At 63.7% G+C, this 17,972-nt stretch carries 15 protein-coding genes and 1 tRNA gene; 6 read left to right on the top strand and 10 right to left on the bottom strand.

What is annotated here, in order from left to right; all coding sequences use genetic code 11:
* Positions 1 to 447 precede the first annotated feature (447 nt).
* A tRNA-Pro gene (locus tag AC1RZR_RS27580) sits at positions 448 to 524 on the bottom strand.
* A 197-nt stretch (positions 525 to 721) separates the two neighbouring features.
* On the opposite strand from AC1RZR_RS27580, the gene AC1RZR_RS27575 reads away from it, so the two are divergent.
* A complete protein-coding gene (locus AC1RZR_RS27575; RefSeq protein WP_481826593.1) occupies positions 722 to 2,242 on the top strand; it encodes a phosphomannomutase/phosphoglucomutase in 1,521 nt (506 codons plus the stop codon).
* A gap of 92 nt (positions 2,243 to 2,334) precedes the next feature.
* Here the strand turns inward: AC1RZR_RS27575 and AC1RZR_RS27570 are convergent, their stop codons facing one another.
* A complete protein-coding gene (locus AC1RZR_RS27570; RefSeq protein WP_481826592.1) occupies positions 2,335 to 3,228 on the bottom strand; it encodes an NmrA/HSCARG family protein in 894 nt (297 codons plus the stop codon).
* A gap of 98 nt (positions 3,229 to 3,326) precedes the next feature.
* On the opposite strand from AC1RZR_RS27570, the gene AC1RZR_RS27565 reads away from it, so the two are divergent.
* Both AC1RZR_RS27565 and AC1RZR_RS27560 read left to right on the top strand, forming a co-directional pair.
* Complete coding sequence (locus tag AC1RZR_RS27565) at positions 3,327 to 4,226, top strand: LysR family transcriptional regulator (protein ID WP_481826591.1); 900 nt, start codon at positions 3,327 to 3,329, stop codon at positions 4,224 to 4,226.
* 48 nt (positions 4,227 to 4,274) lie between these two features.
* Positions 4,275 to 6,515 (top strand): mannose-1-phosphate guanylyltransferase/mannose-6-phosphate isomerase, encoded by a 2,241-nt coding sequence (locus tag AC1RZR_RS27560; protein WP_481826590.1) that lies wholly within the window; start codon positions 4,275 to 4,277, stop codon positions 6,513 to 6,515.
* 8 nt (positions 6,516 to 6,523) lie between these two features.
* On the opposite strand, the gene betB is transcribed toward AC1RZR_RS27560, so the two are convergent.
* From betB to betI, 5 genes are all read right to left on the bottom strand, one after another.
* On the bottom strand, positions 6,524 to 7,987 hold the full coding sequence (gene betB / locus AC1RZR_RS27555; RefSeq protein WP_481826589.1) for a betaine-aldehyde dehydrogenase: 1,464 nt from the start codon (positions 7,985 to 7,987) through the stop codon (positions 6,524 to 6,526).
* A 78-nt stretch (positions 7,988 to 8,065) separates the two neighbouring features.
* Complete coding sequence (gene betA / locus AC1RZR_RS27550; RefSeq protein WP_481826588.1) at positions 8,066 to 9,718, bottom strand: choline dehydrogenase; 1,653 nt, start codon at positions 9,716 to 9,718, stop codon at positions 8,066 to 8,068.
* Complete coding sequence (locus AC1RZR_RS27545) at positions 9,711 to 10,712, bottom strand: threonine/serine dehydratase family protein (protein WP_481826587.1); 1,002 nt, start codon at positions 10,710 to 10,712, stop codon at positions 9,711 to 9,713. Before AC1RZR_RS27545 ends, betA begins: the two co-directional genes overlap by 8 nt.
* On the bottom strand, positions 10,709 to 12,238 hold the full coding sequence (gene betC, locus AC1RZR_RS27540; protein WP_481826586.1) for a choline-sulfatase: 1,530 nt from the start codon (positions 12,236 to 12,238) through the stop codon (positions 10,709 to 10,711). The genes AC1RZR_RS27545 and betC overlap by 4 nt, the downstream gene beginning before the upstream one ends.
* Positions 12,235 to 12,825 carry a choline-binding transcriptional repressor BetI gene (betI, locus tag AC1RZR_RS27535; RefSeq protein ID WP_477275956.1) on the bottom strand — a complete coding sequence of 197 codons (591 nt, stop codon included), beginning with the start codon at positions 12,823 to 12,825 and terminating at the stop codon, positions 12,235 to 12,237. The genes betC and betI overlap by 4 nt, the downstream gene beginning before the upstream one ends.
* 199 nt (positions 12,826 to 13,024) lie before the next feature.
* On the opposite strand from betI, the gene AC1RZR_RS27530 reads away from it, so the two are divergent.
* Both AC1RZR_RS27530 and AC1RZR_RS27525 read left to right on the top strand, forming a co-directional pair.
* Positions 13,025 to 14,191, top strand: coding sequence for an acetyl-CoA acetyltransferase (locus AC1RZR_RS27530; RefSeq protein WP_477275958.1), 1,167 nt, complete (start codon positions 13,025 to 13,027; stop codon positions 14,189 to 14,191).
* A gap of 121 nt (positions 14,192 to 14,312) precedes the next feature.
* Positions 14,313 to 15,335: an asparaginase gene (locus AC1RZR_RS27525; RefSeq protein ID WP_481826585.1), complete on the top strand. Its 1,023-nt coding sequence runs from the start codon at positions 14,313 to 14,315 to the stop codon at positions 15,333 to 15,335.
* On the opposite strand, the gene AC1RZR_RS27520 is transcribed toward AC1RZR_RS27525, so the two are convergent.
* Positions 15,328 to 16,704: a TIGR03808 family TAT-translocated repetitive protein gene (locus AC1RZR_RS27520; RefSeq protein ID WP_477275962.1), complete on the bottom strand. Its 1,377-nt coding sequence runs from the start codon at positions 16,702 to 16,704 to the stop codon at positions 15,328 to 15,330. The genes AC1RZR_RS27525 and AC1RZR_RS27520 overlap by 8 nt on opposite strands.
* Positions 16,705 to 16,825: 121 nt before the next feature.
* On the opposite strand from AC1RZR_RS27520, the gene greA reads away from it, so the two are divergent.
* Complete coding sequence (gene greA, locus AC1RZR_RS27515) at positions 16,826 to 17,299, top strand: transcription elongation factor GreA (RefSeq protein ID WP_477275964.1); 474 nt, start codon at positions 16,826 to 16,828, stop codon at positions 17,297 to 17,299.
* Here greA and AC1RZR_RS27510 read toward each other — a convergent pair.
* Together AC1RZR_RS27510 and AC1RZR_RS27505 are read right to left on the bottom strand one after the other, a co-directional pair.
* Positions 17,296 to 17,685, bottom strand: a complete 390-nt coding sequence (locus AC1RZR_RS27510; protein ID WP_477275966.1) for a type II toxin-antitoxin system death-on-curing family toxin — start codon at positions 17,683 to 17,685, stop codon at positions 17,296 to 17,298. The two genes, greA and AC1RZR_RS27510, sit on opposite strands and share 4 nt — an antisense overlap.
* Entirely contained in the window at positions 17,682 to 17,903 is a 222-nt protein-coding gene (locus AC1RZR_RS27505) for an AbrB/MazE/SpoVT family DNA-binding domain-containing protein (protein WP_477275967.1), read from the bottom strand. The genes AC1RZR_RS27510 and AC1RZR_RS27505 overlap by 4 nt, the downstream gene beginning before the upstream one ends.
* Between the last annotated feature and the right edge of the window lie 69 nt (positions 17,904 to 17,972).

Below are 17,972 nucleotides of genomic sequence, written 5' to 3'. Positions count from 1 at the left end.
TGCCTAACGGTTCTATTCCTCACAGGCGACATCATGGCTTGATGTCCGCTGAAGATCAGCCGGCAAAGGCTGGTCGGGCTCGCATTCTCCGCCGGAGGCGCGGGCTTTCTCAAGGCAACAGGAGATAGATCATGAACAATATCATTTGGCTTGTTGGCGCGGTGGTCATCGTGATAGCGATATTGAGCTTTTTCGGACTCCGATAAGCGCGACGCGAACTCTGACCCGAAGCGACACCACGAAAGCGCCGCGGGGGTGTCGGCCGAAGATGGACACGGTGGCAGGAAGATCACTGCTGCTGTGGCAATGCGTAGCGTTCTCAAGCTCGTCGGCAACGGATATGTGCGTCACAAGACAACGGCTAGGCCTGTGTCACCGGGAAAGTCATCTCACGATTGTTTCAGGTGGGGGCGCCAAAGTCGGGATGCGCTAACACATTGTTTTTTCTGGTCGGAGTGGCAGGATTTGAACCTGCGACCCCCTCGTCCCGAACGAGGTGCGCTACCAGGCTGCGCTACACTCCGTGACCAGACCGCGGGCTTATAGCCGCCGTACTTCGTTCCTGCAAGCGGCAATGGCAGCACTTCTGTCGCATTTCATCAGCTTTCGCCGCGCGCCTTGCCGGCGGCCGGATTTTCTTTAGGGATAAACACGACTTAAAGGCTTGTGTGGTAACCACCGTTCCGACAAACCGTGTTCCAGCCGCTTGGAGTTTTCAGTCTTGACCCCCAGGATCGTTGGCGAGGCCCGACCCAACAGCTTCGAGTTTGAAACCTCGGCGCTGATCAAACAGTCCGGGTTCCGCGAATATGATGCGCGCTGGTGGTTCGGCCATCCGGGCTCGGAGATACCACCCGAACTCAACCTGATCGGCGTCCAGGCGCTCGGCATGGGGCTCGGCACGCTGATCCGCCGCCTTGGCGTTGGGCCGGATATCGTCACCGGACATGACTTCCGTTCCTATTCGCTGTCGATCAAGCTGGCGCTGGTGTCCGGGCTGATGGCGGTCGGCGCGCGAGTTAGGGATATCGGCCTGGCGCTGTCGCCGATGGCCTACTTCGCCCAGTTCGCGCTGGATACGCCGTCCGTCGCCATGGTCACCGCCTCGCACAACGAGAATGGCTGGACCGGCGTCAAGATGGGCGCGGCGCGGCCGCTGACCTTTGGCCCGGAAGAGATGAGCGCGTTGAAGGCGATCGTGCTGGCCGGCGACTTCGATCTGGCCGGCGGCGGCTCCTATGATTTCGTCCGCGATTTTCGCGCGACCTATCTCGACGACCTGACCCGCGAAAAGCGCATCACCCGAAAGCTGAAAGTGGTCGCCGCTTGCGGAAACGGCACCGCCGGCGCCTTTGCCCCGGAAGCGCTGCAGCGCATCGGCTGCGAGGTGATCCCGCTCGATGTCGAGCTCGACCATACCTTTCCGCGCTACAATCCCAACCCCGAGGACATGCGGATGCTGCATGCGATCAGGGACAAGGTGCTGGAAACCGGGGCCGATGTCGGGCTCGGATTCGACGGCGATGGCGACCGTTGCGGCGTTGTCGACAATGAAGGCAACGAAATCTTCGCCGACAAGGTCGGTGTCATGCTCGCGCGTGATATTTCGCTGCTGCATCCCGGCTCGACCTTCGTCGTCGACGTCAAGTCGACCGGCCTGTTCAACACCGATGCAGTGCTGCGCGCCAACGGCGCCGTCACCGACTATTGGAAGACCGGCCACTCCTACATCAAGCGCCGCGTCGCCGAGCTCGGCGCCGTCGCCGGTTTCGAAAAGTCAGGCCATTTCTTCTTCAACCCGCCGATCGGGCGTGGCTATGACGACGGTCTGGTCACCGCCATCGCCATCTGCCAGATGCTGGATCGCAGTCCCGGCAGCTCGATGGCCGATCTCTACCGCGCCCTGCCGCTGACTTTCGGCACGCCGACCATGTCGCCGCACTGCGCCGACGATGTGAAGTATGGCGTGGTCGAACGGGTGGTCACCGATTTTCAGGCGATGAAACGGGACGGCGCAAGCTTCGCCGGCCAGAAGATCATCGATCTGATCACCGTCAATGGCGTGCGCGTCGTCGCCGAGGACGGCACCTGGGGGCTGGTGCGCGCCTCGTCGAACAAGCCGGAGCTTGTCGTCGTCGTCGAAAGCCCGGTGTCGTCGCAGCGCCGCCGGCAGATGTTCGACGCCGTCGATGCGGTGCTGCGCCGCAGTCCCGAAGTCGGCACCTACAACCAGACGTTCTAGAGCATCCCGAAAAACGGTTTCGGAACAGATCATGCTCGAACAATAAGAAAGGACCCCATCCCAATTCCATCGGGATGGCGCAGGCTCTCGCTTCAGCGGTCGCCCGCCGAAGCTGTTTGTTTCATGGCGCTCCAGTTGAACGCTCGCGCCCAGTCGGCAAAACCGTGCCAGCGGACCTCAGGAAAATCCCTGCGCAAGCCGGCGATATCGACGTCGTAGCCGACGCGGTCGAACCATTCGAACATCAGTGCCGCATCCTCGCTTTGCTGGCGGGCCACGGCGATCGGGATTTCCTGGTAGCCAATCGGGCGGCCGATGGCCTCGGACAGGATTTTCGCCTGCTCTTCGCCGGACACTTCGTCCCCGGCGAAATCGAAGCGCTTGCCGAACACCTGTTCTCGCCGCTCGGCCAAGGCGGCGACGAAGCCGCCAATGTCTGCAAGGGAGACCAGCTGGAGGACGCGCTTGGGAGGCACCGCGAAGGCAAGGGTGCCCTGGCTGAGCGCGCCGATCGACCATGGCGCGACGATATTCTCCATGAACGCGACGGGCGCGCTGATTGTGTAGGGGATGCCCAGCCCGACGACATGTTTCTCGACGAGATATTTGCTTTCGAAATGCGGGATGCCGGTCATCTTGTCGGCATCGGCAACGGATGAATAGATCAGATGTCCGACGCCGGCAGCCTTCGCCGCATCGGCGGCGATGATGCCCTGGCGGGTTTCCTCCTGCAGGCCGGCTTCATAGCTGTTGCCCATGAGGAACATGGTGTCGACGCCTTTTGCGGCCGTCACGACGGAGCCTGCGTCAGCGAGATCGCCGGCCACGAGATCGGCGCCCGCTGATGCCAGTTGCCGTGCCGCCTCGCTGTCCGGTTTGCGCGTTAAAGCCTTGACGCGGTGTCCCTTCGACAACAGCGCGCGCGCAACTGCGCCGCCCTGCTGGCCCGTAGCGCCGGTCACTAGAATGCTTCGTTTGCTGGTCATGGGTATCTGCTCCTTGTTTCTCTGCAGCAAAGTTAGGAGCTTTTATATTGATGCATAATTGGCTATAATCGGGAAACGTCGTCCCAATTTTGGATACAATGCTCGACCTCAATGATATCGTCGTGTTTGCTCGCGTCGTCGAAGCCGGCAGCTTCACCGCAGCCGCGCGCCTGCTCGCCATGCCCAAGACGACGGTCAGCCGCCGCATCGCGGTGCTTGAGCGCGAGGTCGGCGTCCGGCTGCTGCAGCGCACGACACGTAGCCTCAGCATGACGGCTGCCGGGCGCCTCTACTATGAGCAGAGCAGCCAGGGGCTGCGGGCCATCGAGGATGCTAATCTGCGCCTCGCGGAGGCGAGGGCGGAGCCGTCGGGCACGATACGCATTTCTGCCCCGGTTGGCTTTGGCGGCCATTTCCTTATCCGCGCCGTGGTCGACTTTCTGGCACTGTATCCAAAAACCAATGTCGAGTTGCGTCTCACAGACGACAGGCTCAACCTGGTCGAGGACGGCATAGACCTCGCTTTTCGCACCGGGATCCTTCAGGATTCGACCCTGATCGCCCGCAAGCTCGGCTCCACGCACAGGCTGCTCTGCGCCAGCCCGGATTATCTCGCTCGGCACGGCATGCCGGAAAGCCCCGCGGACCTGACAAACCACCAATGCGCCATCGCGGGCCCTTCGGCCTCAGGGGCTCATTGGGTGCTGGACGGGCCGCACGGCGAGGAAACGGTCATGGTGGCCGGGCGCTTTGCCGCCAATGAAATGCAGGCGGTCGTTGCCGCCGCGCTCGCCGGCTTCGGCATCGCCCAGGTGCCGCAGGCAATCGCCGAAGGGCTGATCAATGACGGGCGGCTGCGGCGCGTTCTTGGGGACTACAGGACACCGGCCGGCGGCCTGCATGTGCTCTATCCGAGCAGCCGCCACCTTTCGCCCCTCGTCCGGGCATTCATCGAGCTTGCATCCGAGCGCAATTCCAATGGGATTAACACCGCTTAAGGCTTGTGTGATAGCAACCGGCCATTACCTACTGGGCGTGAGACGTGAATGACCGAGCGGATCGTTAGTTTTGTCATGAGCGGCGGCATCGGCTCGCGGCTGTGGCCGCTGTCGCGCGAGGACAATCCCAAGCAGTTCCACGATCTGTCGGGTGACGGCTCGATGCTGGCCAAGACCTTGCGCCGGCTGACGGCGAGGCCGGAAGGCGAAACGCCGATCTTCCTGATCGCCTCGGAACGCCATGCCGAACGCGTCCGTGCCGATCTCGCCGGCCTCGATCTCGCCGGCGGCGGGCCGCTGTTCGAGCCGGCCGGCCGCAACACTGCCGCCGCCGTCGCGCTGGCGACGCTGCGCACGCTGTCCGAGTTCGGCGACAGCCTGGTGCTGGTGGTGCCGTCCGACCATGAGATATCAACCCCGCGCAAATTCTGGCAGAGTGTCGAAGCCGGCATCGAGGCGTCGCGCGCCGGCCGGCTGGTGGTGTTCGGCGTCAAGCCGACACAGCCCGAGACCGGCTATGGCTACATAGAAGTCGCAGCCGAAGGCGGCGGGACCTTCGACGTGTCCCGTTTCGTCGAAAAGCCGGACCTTGCGACTGCGCAGAACTATCTCCAGGCCGGAAATTTCTATTGGAACACCGGCATCTTCCTGTTTCGCGCCGGCGCCATGCGCGACGCCTTCGCGGCGTTCCAGCCTGATATCTGGCAGGCCACCGAGGCGGCCTACAAGGCGGCAACATCGGATTTGTCCGGCCTCTACATGCCGCTGGAACTCTACGCCGCCATCCCGTCGAATTCGATCGACTACGCCATCATGGAGCGGGCAAAAGACATCGCCATGGTGCCGGCTGGCTTCCGCTGGAACGATCTCGGCTCCTGGCAGTCGCTGCTCGATGTCGGCCCTGCTGACGACCAGGGCAATGTTGTCATCGGCGATGTCGTCGCCATCGACTGCGAGAACTCCTACATCCGCGGCGAGGGTCGCCTGCTGTCGGCGATCGGCATGAAAGATGTCGCCATCGTCTCGACATCAGACGCCACCTTCGTCGCCCCGGTCAGCCACAGCCAGCACGTCAAGAAGATCGTCGAGCAGCTCGAAAAATCGGGCCGGCTGGAAACCCGGTTCACACCGGCGCATGACCGTGTCATCGAAAGTGGTGCCTGGCGGCGGCGCGTGCATCACTGGCTGTTTCAGGAGACCTTGCCGCTATGGTCGACATCAGGCGTCGACGAGCGCCATGGCGGGTTTCACGAAGCGCTCGGCCTCGATGCCTCGCCGCTGATGAAGCCCAAGCGCATGCGCACCATGGCAAGGCAGGTCTATGCCTTCGCCGTCGCCAAGGCGCGCGGCTGGGACGGTCCGGCCGACCGGCTGATCGGCCATGGCATCGACTTCATGGCCGGGAAGGGCCGCACCGACAAAGGCGGCTGGGTGCGCACGCTGAATGTCGACGGCAGCGTCGCCGATGCCACCGAGGATGCCTACGATCATTCCTGTGTGCTGCTGGCGTTGGCGCATGCGCATATGTCGGGCAATCCCGACGCCTTGCGGCTCGGCGAGGAGACCTTCGCCTTTCTCGATGCGCATCTCGAGGACAGCCGTATGACCGGCTTCCTCGAGACGTCGGACGGGGAGGGCGAGCGGCGCTCCAACCCGCATATGCATCTGCTCGAAGCCTTCATGGCCTGGCATCAGGCGACCGGCGAGCGTGCCCATCTGCGCCGCGCGGCGCGCATCATCGACCTGTTCCGCAGCCATTTCTTCGACGCCGAAAGCTGGACGCTGGGCGAGTATTTCGATGCCGAGTGGAAACCGTCCGCCGCCGAGAAAGGCTCATGGACCGAGCCCGGCCATCACTTCGAATGGGCCTCGCTGCTGGTCGATTTCGCCGGGCGCAGCGGCCAGGCCGAGCTGAGCGGCTTTGCCAGGAAACTTTATGCCTCGGCCATCGCCAATGGCCTCAACCGCGCCACCGGCCTTGCCTATGGCGCCGTCTCACGCCAAGGCCTCCCGCTCGACCTTGTCTCACGCAGCTGGCCGCAGGCCGAAGCGGTCAAGGCAGCGATTGCGCTGGATGGTTCAGGCGGGCCGGATCTCAAGCCGGAGATCGAGGCACGCGTCGGCCGGCTGTTCCGCTGGCACATCGACCCGGCGCCGCTCGGCCTGTGGATCGACCGCATCGACGAACGCGGCCGCTCGTTGGCCACCGATGTGCCGGCCAGCATTTTCTATCATCTGGTCTGCGCGTTGACGCAGTATCTGGACAGCACGGCTGAGAAGGGCGGCTGAGGGCGGGCTCAGTAGGGACTGGCCACATCCCCGGTCTCGACGTAAATCGACTTCAGCTGCGAATAGAGCGCCAGCGCCGCCAGCGAATTCTCGCGTCCGATGCCGGACTGCTTGAAGCCGCCGAACGGAATCTCGACCGGCGTCAGATTGTAGGCGTTGATCCAGCAGGTACCGGCCTGCAACTCGGCGATGACGCGATGGGCACGCGGCAGGTCGCGCGTGAAGACGCCCGCCGCAAGGCCGAACTCTGTGTCGTTGGCGCGGTCGATCACCTCGTCCTCGCCGTCGAATTTCAGCACGCTCATCACCGGCCCGAAAATCTCTTCGCGCGCGATGCGCATCGTGTCGGTGACGCCGGTGAAGACCGTCGGCTCGACGAAGAAACCGCCATCAAAGCCCTGCAGCGAGGGCACCTTGCCCCCGCAGGCGAGAACAGCACCATCCTGCTTGCCGACCTCGATATAGCCGACCACCCTCTCGTGCTGCGCCTTGGAGACCAGCGGCCCCATCTGGGTTTCGGGGTCGAGCGGATCGCCGATGCGGATCTTCTTCGTCCGCTCGATCAAACGATCTACAAAGCGGTCGTGGATGCCGCTCTGCACGAAGACCCGCGTGCCGTTGGAGCAGATCTGGCCGGTCGAATAGAAATTGCCGAGCATGGCGCCACCAATGGCATTTTCGAGATCGGCATCGTCGAAGACGATCAGCGGCGACTTGCCGCCAAGCTCCATCGTCGCGTGCTTCATCTTCGAACCGGCAAGCGACAGCACCTTGCGCCCGGTCGGCACCGAGCCCGTCACCGAAACCTTGGCGACGACATCGTGGCCGACGAGCCCGGCGCCGACATCGCCATAGCCCTGCACGACGTTGAACAGCCCATCGGGCAGGCCGGCTTCGCTGTAGATTTCGGCCAGCGCCAGCGCCGAAAGCGGCGTGTTTTCCGACGGCTTGAACACCATTGCGTTGCCCATGGCGAGCGCAGGCGCTGATTTCCAGCCGGCGATCTGGATCGGATAGTTCCAGGCGCCGATGCCGACACAGACGCCGAGCGCTTCGCGCCGGGTGTAGGCGAAGGGCCCGCCGAGGTAGACGGACTCGCCATTGTAGGCGGCGACCGCGCCGCCGAAATATTCCAGGCAGTCCGCGGCGGACGGCGCGTCCGCCACCAGCGTTTCCTGGATCGCCTTGCCGGTGTCGAGCGTCTCGATGCGGGCGAGATCGGCGTTGCGGGCGCGCAAGATGTCGGCGGCACGGCGCAGGATCCGTCCGCGCTCGACCGGCTTCAGCCGTGCCCAGGCAGGCTGCGCGGCACGTGCGGCCTCGACGGCGAGTTCCAGCACGTTCGGCGTCGCCGAACGCAGCATGGCGATGGTCTCGCCGGTTGCCGGATAGATGACCGGCAGCGGCGCGCCTTGCTCATCGTCGATGTAGCGTCCGTTGACATAGTGCGATGCCGTGGGCTGGGCGCGCATGGGAGGTCTCCAAATCGTCTTCGCCCAGGCGGGCGGCTCAATCTATCGGACGGCTCAATCTGTTGGGCGGATCATGCTCTATCTGTCCGACGCCTGCCAGCGCGGATTGATCCATGGTTCCTGGTTGGACGGCGCCAGCGGCGTGCGGCCGAGAATATGGTCGGAAGCCTTCTCGCCGGTCATGATCGACGGCGCATTGAGGTTGCCGTTGGTGACGCGCGGGAAGATCGAGGAATCGGCGACCCGCAAGCCGTCGACGCCGATGACCCGGCATTCCGGATCGACGACGCTCATCATGTCGTCGGCGCGGCCCATCTTGCAGGTGCCACAAGGATGGTAGGCGCTCTCGGCGTGATCCCTGATGAAGACATCGAGATCGTCGTCCGACTGGACGTGCGAACCCGGCGAGATTTCCTTGCCGCGATAGGAGTCGAACGCCGACTGGCCGAAGATCTCGCGGGTCAGCCGGATGCAGTGACGGAACTCCGTCCAGTCGTCCGGATGCGACATGTAGTTGAAGCGGATAACCGGCTTCGATTTCGGGTCCGGCGAGCGCAGCGTCACCGAGCCGCGCGACTTCGACCGCATCGGCCCGACATGCGCCTGGAAGCCGTGCGACTTGGCCGCCGCCTTGCCGTCATAGCGGACCGCCGCCGGGATGAAGTGGTACTGGATATCGGGGTAGTCGACGCCGGCGCGCGAGCGCACGAAGGCGGCTGCCTCGAAATGGTTGGTGGCGCCAAGCCCCGTCTTGAAGAACAGCCACTGCGCCCCGATCAGCGCCTTCGAGAACGGGTTGAGCACCGAGTTCAGCGTGATCGGCAGCAATGATTCCTGCTGGATGTAGAGCTCCATATGGTCTTGTAAATTGCGGCCGACGCCGGGCCTGTCGGCCACCACTTCTATGCCGTTTTCCCTCAGATGCTCGGCCGGACCGATGCCCGACAGCATCAGGATCTTCGGCGAATTGATCGACGAGGCGGCGACGATCACCTCGCGTCGTGCCTTAACGACCTGAATCTGTTTGTGAGCTTCGATCTCGACGCCGATGGCGCGTTGATTCTCGATGATCACCCGCCGGGCAAAGCCCTTGACCAGACTCACATTTTTCCGCCCGAGCGCCGGTTTGAGATAGGCGCTCGCCGCCGACCAGCGGCGGCCGCCGCGGATGGTCTGCTCCATCGGCCCGAAGCCTTCCTGCTTGGAGCCATTGTAATCGTCGGTCAGTTCGAACCCGGCCTGGCGGCCGGCATCGACGAAGGCGCCGTAGAGCGGATTGCGCCGCGAGCCGCGCTGTACATGCAACGGGCCACCGTGGCCGCGCCAGCCATCCTCGCCGCCGTCATTGTTCTCCATGCGCTTGAAGTAGGGCAGCACGTCGGCAAAGCCCCAGCCGGTAGCCCCTTCTTCGGCCCAATGGTCGAAGTCGCGGGCGTGGCCGCGCACATAGACCATGCCGTTGATCGAAGACGAACCGCCGATGACCTTGCCGCGCGGCGTCGCCAGCACTCGGCCGCCCAGATGCGGTTCCGGCTCGCTGGCAAAGCCCCAGTCGTAGAGGCTCATGTTGAGCGGGATGGAAAGGGCCGACGGCATCTGGATCAGCGGCCCGATATCGGTGCCGCCGAATTCGATGACGATGACCGAATGCTTGCCGTCCTCGGACAGGCGATAGGCCATGGCCGAGCCGGCCGAGCCGGAGCCGATGATGACGAAATCCGCTTCAAGCATGGTTCATATGCGCCATGAAATCGGCGAGCGAAACGTTGCCGCCAGTTGCCATCACGAGCACGGTCTTGCCCTGCACATCCACCTTGCCGCCGAGCAGTGCCGCCAGCGAGGCGGCCCCCGACGGTTCGAGCACCAGCTTCATGCGCTCGAAGGCGATCCGCATGGCGCGCCGCACCGATTGATCGTCGACGGTGATGCCGCGAACGCCGGCGGCCTTGACCGCCGCGAACGGTGCGTCGCCCGGCCGTCGCGACATTAGCCCGTCGCAGATCGACTTCGGGCCGATCGGCATCGTCTCGATGCTGCCATGCGCCAGCGACGAGCCCATGCCATTGAAGCCTTCCGGCTCGACGCCGATGATCTCGGTGGCGGGCGACAGATAGTGGAAAGCGAGCGAAACGCCGCCGATCAGTCCACCGCCGCCGACCGAGCAGAACAAGAGATCGGCGCTGGCGTCCTTGGCGGCAAGCTGGTCGAGCGCTTCGAGGCCGGCGCCCGCCTGGCCGGCGACGATCTCCGGATCGTCGAACGGATGCAGCAAAGCCAGCCCCTCGGTCTCGGCGATGTCGCGCGCCTTGGCGGCGGCGACTTCCTCACGCGCACGCTCGCCATGATCGGTCAGCACGACGCGGGCGCCATAGCCCGCCGTGGCGTCGCGCTTGGCAGCCGGTGCGTCGATCGGCATGACGATGGTCACCGGAATGCCGAGCGCCTGGCCGGCCGCCGCCAGCCCTTGCGCGAAATTGCCTGAGGAATAGGCGACAACGCCCTTCTTCGCCTCGTCGGCCGAAAGCTGCTTCAGCCGCCAATAGGCGCCGCGTATCTTAAAGGATCCGGCCCATTGCAGCGATTCCGGCTTGATGAAAACGCGGGCAGCGCCGGTCTCTCTGGCAAGGGCTGCCGATTCCAACAGCGGCGTGATCTGCGTCGCCTTGGCGGTGACGGCATAGGCCTGCTTGAGATGGTCGAGGGTGGGGACGAGGGTCATCATCATTCGCCGCGCGGATACCTTTTGCTCTCTTCGAGATTGTCGAGGTTCATGTGGTTGCGCATGTAGCGCTCGGACGCCTTCTGCAGGGGCTGGAAATCCCAGGGGTAATAGGCGCCGTTGCGCAGCGCCGGGTAGACGACCCAGCGCCGCGCCTGGCTTTCGCGCACCGCGGCGTCGAAGCCGGCCATGTCCCAGCGCGCCCGGACCTTGCCCATGAATGCCGCCACCAGGCTCGCATTGACGGGATCGTCGGCCAAATTGTGTCGCTCGAGCGGATCGGCTTCGAGATCGAACAGTTGCGGCGGGTCGAGCTCGCAATGGACGAATTTGTATCTGCCGTCGCGGATTGCAACGAGTGGCGCGCAGGAGCCTTCCGCTGCATATTCCATCAACACAGGCGCGGTGCGCTCACTGCCCTCGGTGAGCGGCAGCAGCGACTGGCCGTCGGTCCACGGGGCTATCGCCCCGATGTCGATGCCGGCGAGGTCGCAAAGCGTCGGCGTCACATCGAGATTGGAGACCGGCGCCTCGATCAACCCCCCGCGAACGCCTTTGCCGGCAACCATCAGCGGCACCCGTGCCGAACCCTCGAAGAAGCTCATCTTGAACCACAGGCCGCGCTCGCCGAGCATGTCGCCGTGGTCCGAGCAGAACAGGATGACGGTGTCGTCGAGCATGCGCGTTCGCCGCAAAACGTCCAGAAGCTCGCCGAGCTTGTCGTCGACATAGGAGATGTTGGCGAAATAGCCGCGCCGGGAACGACGCACCTGCTCAGCGGTGATCTCGAAAGAGGCATAGTCGCTGGCGTGGTACAGCCGCTGGGAATGCGTATCCTGCTCGTCATGCGCAATGAACCCGGTTTCCGGGTCGAGCGCCTGGCAATGCTCATAGAGATCCCAATACTGCTTGCGCGCGACATAGGGGTCGTGCGGGTGCGACAGGGAGACGGTGAGACACCAGGGCCGATGGCTCGTATCGTCCTGCTCGCGCGAAAGCTGATAGAGCTTCTGCGTGGCCAGAAAGACGACCTCGTCATCATACTCCATCTGGTTGGTGGTCTCGGCGATGCCGGCGCCGGTCACCGAGCCCAGATTGTGATACCACCATTCGATGCGCTCGCCGGGCTTGCGATAGTCTGGCGTCCAACCGAAATCGGCCGGATAGATGTCGGTGGTCAGCCGCTCCTCGAAACCGTGCAATTGGTCCGGTCCGACGAAATGCATCTTGCCTGACAGGCAGGTGTAGTAGCCGGCGGCGCGCAGATGGTGCGCGAAAGTCGGGATCGACGAGACGAATTCGGCCGCATTGTCATAAACACCGGTGCGCGACGGCAACTGCCCGCTCATGAACGAGGCGCGGCCCGGCGCGCAGAGCGGCGAGGCGGTGTAGTTGTTGGCAAACCGTGCCGAACGTGCGGCCAACGCTTTCAGATGCGGTGCATGGAGAAACGCGGCCGGCCCGTCCGGAAACAGGGTCCCGTTGAGCTGATCGACCATGACGATCAGGAAGTTGGATCGCTTCGTTGTCACTGTTTGCGCCGCTCGCCGAGTTTGGTTTCGAGATAGTCCTCGACCAGCGCGATCGCGGTCGCGGCGTCGGGCACGCCGTCCTTCAGCGCGCGCCTGATGTAGAGCCCGTCGATCAGCGCTGCGGTCGCTTCGGCGACGCGATCGGCTTCGGCTCTCGGCAAGATGCCGGTCAGCCCGCTCAACAGGTTGGAGTGCAGGCGCCGCGCATAGACCTTGAGCAGCCGGCGCAGCGCCGCCGATTTCTGCGCCTCGACATAGAAGGCGAGCCATGCGGCAATGGTTTCCGGCTGGAACTGGAGGTCGGAAAAGTTGACAGCTACGACCGCCGAAACGCGCTTGCGCGGGCTGCTGGCTGCACCAAGCGCGCGCCGCATGTCGATGGTGAGTTCGGCCAGGATGTGGCGCATCGTCGCCAGCAGCAGTTCGTCCTTGGCGCCGAAGTAATGATGGGCAAGGGCCGAGGACACGCCCGCGCGTCCGGCGATCTCGGACATGGTCACGTCGAGCGAACCGCGCTCGCCGATCGCCGAGATCGTCGCATCGATGAGCGCCTTGCGGCGCAGGGGTTCCATTCCGACTTTCGGCATCTCGCTACTGTCCTTTGAAGCAGGATTATTTTTTATTGACGGGTCAATCAACAAAAAAATCGACACCGGCTCGGCCTGTGCCAAGCGATTGTCTGGTTCCGGCTCTTCCCGGAGCGGGGATGATTGTTTATATTTGAACAATAAAGGCGAAGTGCGCCATGAGCCACATGATAGGCTGGCGCCAAGGATGGAGACCGCCATGACCGCATGCATCGTTGGCTGGGCGCATTCGCGTTTCGGCAAGCTTGAGGGCGAGACGCTTGAAAACCTGATCGTCAAGGTGGCAACGGACGCGCTCGACCATACCGGCATCGGTCCGGACGAGGTCGACGAGATCGTGCTCGGCCACTTCAACGCCGGCTTTTCGGCGCAGGATTTCACCGCCAGCCTGGTGCTGCAGGCTGACGACCGGCTGCGCTTCAAGCCGGCGACGCGCGTCGAGAACGCTTGCGCCACGGGGTCGGCAGCAGTCAGGCAGGGCATCCGTGCCATTGACGCCAATGCCGCCCGCATCGTGCTGGTGGTCGGCGCCGAGCAGATGACGACGACGCCCGGCCCAGAGATCGGCAAGAACCTGCTCAAGGCCTCCTATCTGCCCGAGGATGGCGACACCCCGGCGGGCTTCGCCGGCGTCTTCGGCAAGATCGCCCAGGCCTATTTCCAGCGCTATGGCGACCAGTCGGACGCGCTGGCGATGATCGCCGCCAAGAACCACAAGAACGGCGTCGACAATCCCTATGCGCAGATGCGCAAGGATTTCGGCTATGAGTTCTGCCGCCAGGAAAGCGAAAAGAACCCCTTTGTTGCCGGTCCGCTGAAGCGCACCGACTGCTCGCTGGTCTCCGATGGCGCCGCCGCCCTTGTCCTTGCCGACACCGCGACGGCACTCAAGATGCGCCGCGCCGTAGCCTTCCGTGCCAACGAGCATGTGCAGGATTTCCTGCCGATGTCGAAGCGCGACATCCTGACCTTCGAAGGCTGCGAACAGGCCTGGACCCGGGCGCTGAAATCGGCCGGCGTGACGCTGGACGATCTGTCCTTTGTCGAGACGCATGACTGCTTCACCATCGCCGAACTGATCGAATACGAGGCGATGGGTCTGGCCAGGCCGGGCGAGGGGGCGAAGCTCGCCATGAGCGGCGAGACCGCCAGGGATGGCCGGCTGCCGGTCAATCCGTCCGGAGGGCTGAAGTCCAAGGGCCACCCGATCGGTGCCACCGGCGTATCGATGCATGTTTTGACCGCCATGCAGCTTGTCGGCGAAGGCGGCGGCATCCAGGTGCCGGGTGCGAAACTCGGCGGCATCTTCAACATGGGTGGCGCGGCCGTCGCCAACTACGTTTCCATTCTCGACCGGATCAGATAAACCGCCCGCATTGCAGCGCCGCGCGCCTTTTGAGGCGCGCAAAGGACGCTGTAACACTTTGATTTTGCGCATGATCCTTTTCGAAGACCGATTCTTCGAGGTCATGCGCTAGGGAGGTGACATGACAAATCCGGTTCTGATCGAAGTCTTGCGCGGCGCGATCGTCGAGAGCGCGCACCGTGGCGCTGTCGCGGTCTTCGATGCCGACGGCAAGCCGGTCTGGGAAATCGGCGACACGTCGAGGCCGGTGTTCCCGCGCTCGGCGGTCAAGGCCATCCAGGCATTGCCGCTGGTCGAAAGCGGCACGGCGGATGCCTATGGATTTGGCAATCGCGAACTGGCGCTTGCCTGTGCGTCCCATTCGAGCGAGCCGGCGCATGTCGAACTGGCGCGGGCCATGCTGGCCAAGGCCGGGCTAGACGGCTCAGCACTCGAATGCGGCGGGCATTGGCCCTCCAATCACGACGCGGAAATTTCGCTTGCCCGCGCCGGCGGTTCGCCGAACGCGTTGCACAACAATTGCTCCGGCAAGCATTCCGGCTTCCTCTGCACCTGCGTCCACGCGGGCATTGCACACCGTGGATATGTTCGGCCGGAGCACGCCTTGCAGGAGATGGTACGCGACGCCATGCAGGCGGTCACGGGCGCTGTCCATGGTGCCGACGAACGGGCAACCGATGGCTGCTCGATCCCGACCTACGCGGTGCCGCTCAGGAGCTTCGCCCTCGGCTTTGCCCGCATGGCCACGACAAATGGTTTTGGTCCCGAGCGGGCCAAGGCCGCGAGGCAGTTGCTGGCCGCTTGCATGGCAGAACCGTTCTTCGTCGCCGGTACCGGCCGCGCCGATGTCGCCTTGATGGAGGCTGCACCCGGGCGGATTTTTGCGAAGGGCGGCGCCGAAGGCGTCTATTGCGCGGCGCTGCCGGAGCTTGGCCTCGGCATTGCGCTGAAATGCGATGACGGTGCCCCCCGCGCTGGCGAAGCCATGGTCGCCGCCGTCATTGCCAGGCTGCTGCACGCCGACGAGGCCTTGGCGGCGAAGCTGCTCGAACTGGCCAACGCTCCGATTGAAAGCCGGAACGGCGCCAAGGTCGGGGCGCTCAGGCCCACCGTGGCTTTAACTAGAAGTCCGGCACTCAACTGACGTGATTGCGCTCGACAGTCAGATGGGCATAGCCGCTCTTGTCCGACGATGACAGGTCGCCTGTCGCCGGCTCGGCCCAGCGTTGGCCGACGACGGCGCCGTTGAGCGCGCCGTCGATGACGTTGTCTGATATGACGGCCGTACCGGCGCCCTCGACCACGCTGACGACGATGCCGGTTCCAGCCTTGCGGATGATGTTGCCCGCGGCCACGACATTGCGCAGGTACGGCCCCCAGCCGATCTGCATGCCATAGAGCGGCGCGTTCTCAATGACATTGTTTGAAACGGTCGTGTCGGCCTCGACGCCGATGCCGACGCCAAAGCCGGGCGGGTCGGCGGGGTAGGGGCCGCTGGTCGACAGATTGCGGACGATGTTGCCCGAGCAGACACCCATGCGGCCGCCTTCGTTGAAGTTGACGATCGAGATGCCGTTGGCGGCGCCGTCAACGATGTTGTTGCTGATGACCGCGCCTTCGAAGGAGAATTCGGAATAGACCGCGGTCTCACCCGAGCGTGAGCAGGTGTTGCCTGATATCTGCAGATTGCTGGCGCTGTTGGCGCGGATCGCCGAAAAGGCGCAATCGGACACGATGTTGCCCGAGATAACGACATTGCCGGCCCGGAAGGCGTTGATGCCGTTGCCGTTCTGCCCGGTTCCGCCACTGCGCGCCTGGATGCGCTCGACGCGGTTGCCGGTGACCATGGTGCCGTCTTCCGCCGCCTGCCATCGGTGCACCAGAATGCCGCCATTGGCGCAGTCTGAAATAGTATTGCCCGTGATCGCCAGCCCGCCGGCCTCGACCGAATAGATGCCAGCATCGGCAGCCCCCGATATCTCCGAGCGCTCGACCCGACCCGCCGCGTGTTCCAGCGCCAATCCGTTCTTGCCGCTGCCGGTTATCTGGCAATTGTCGACGACGAGGTGCGCGACCCGACGCAGATCGAGCAGCCCTTGCGCGTAGTCGCCCATCGAGCGGTTGCTGCCGTCGAAGACCAGCCCGCTCAGTTCGATATGGTCGGCCTGTTCGGCCATGAACAGGTGGCCATCACCGCCATAGACGATCCGCGTGGCGCCCGGCACGCCGGAAAGACGCACGCGGCCAGGCAGCGAGAGGTTGGACACCACATAGGTGCCTGGTGGCAGAAACACCGGCATGTCGCGGTCGTTTGCGCCGCGCAGCAGCTTGGCGAAGGCCTTGCTCTGATCATCAAAGGTGCCAGGTGACACGCCAAGTTCGGTCGCGTTGATCGAACCCCGCATCGAGGCTTTCTCGATGCCGGTCAGGCTGGCGGCCGCCGCTCTGCCAAGCGAAAGGCCCATGACGGCAAAGCCGGCGGTTCCGGTTAGCAGCGTTCGTCTGTTCAACATCGGCACAGGGTCCTGGCGTTCAACCCCGACACCGCAGGAATCGTGCCAGACGTACTGGCGCTCCTCACCGGCGCAGCGACAATGGCTTGTCGAGCAGCCTCTCCGCGCCTAAGTTCAAGAAATGAGCAGAGCTTTCACCCGCGAGGAAGACAGCGAAAACGCCATTGCCGGCGTCGGCGAGCGGCCGATCAGCCACCACCGCAACCTAGTGACGGAGCGCGGCCTGGCGATGATCGAGGAGAATCTGGCCGATCTGCGCGATATACTGGCCAAAGCCGAAAGGAAGGCGGACCGCGAGCGCATCGCGGTGGTGTCGCGCGACCTGCGCTATTGGACCGCCCGGCGCGAAAGCGCCGAGTTGTCGGTGCCGGAACCGGGCAGCGACCTTGTGCGCTTCGGCATGGGCGCTACGCTTGAGGCCGATGACGGCAGGAAGGTGCACTGGAAAATCGTCGGCGAGGATGAGGCCGATCCGGCCAAGGGCACGATTTCCCACGTGTCGCCGATGGCCGTCGCCCTGTTCGGCAAGAAGGTCGGCGACGTAGCGGTGGTCAACGGCAAGGAATGGGAAATCGTCAAGCTGTCGGACAGCTAATCTTCGAGCTTGGCGACATGGTCGCGGAAGAAAGCTGCGGCTCCGGCTTCATCGATTTGGCCTGAAGCGACCGCCATGACGAATTCATAAAGCGTGCCGTTGTCGGCTGTCAGGACATGGCCGTTCACAATCAAAAATGCGCCGGCCGCCACGATGGCAGTGCGCTTGTTACCGTCAACGAAGGCATGATTTCTGGCAATGCCAAAGACATAGGCGGCGGCGAAATCCTCGACCGATGGGTCTCCATAGTTCGCCTTGTTTTCAGCGCGCGCGAGCGCCGGTTCGAGGGCGTTTTCATCTCTCAAACCTTGTGCTCCGCCATGCCTGCGCAGTTGCTCCGCATGCATCGCCTCGACCACGCGACGTGACAGAAACTCCCAGCTCATTCGGCGAGTTTCTGAAGTGCGACCTTGTACTTGTCCATGACCTTACGAGCAGCTTCCATCTGCCGCTCGAAACTGTCGTCTACCGGCTCAAGAGCAATACCCTTGTCCGTTTCGATAATCTGGAGTCGATCGCCTGTCTTCATGTTCAGACGGTCAAGGAGATCCTTGGGCAGGATCACACCTTCGGAATTCCCGATCTTGCGTATGGTGGTGTTCATGACGGGAATCCTGTTGCAACGCTGATTATAACGCAATCAGCGTTCGTTGCAACAGATATTATAACAGAG

Source organism: Mesorhizobium bavaricum, from assembly GCF_056781655.1.
Note: the sequence above shows the minus strand (reverse complement) of the source record. Positions and strands in the feature narration are given on the sequence as shown.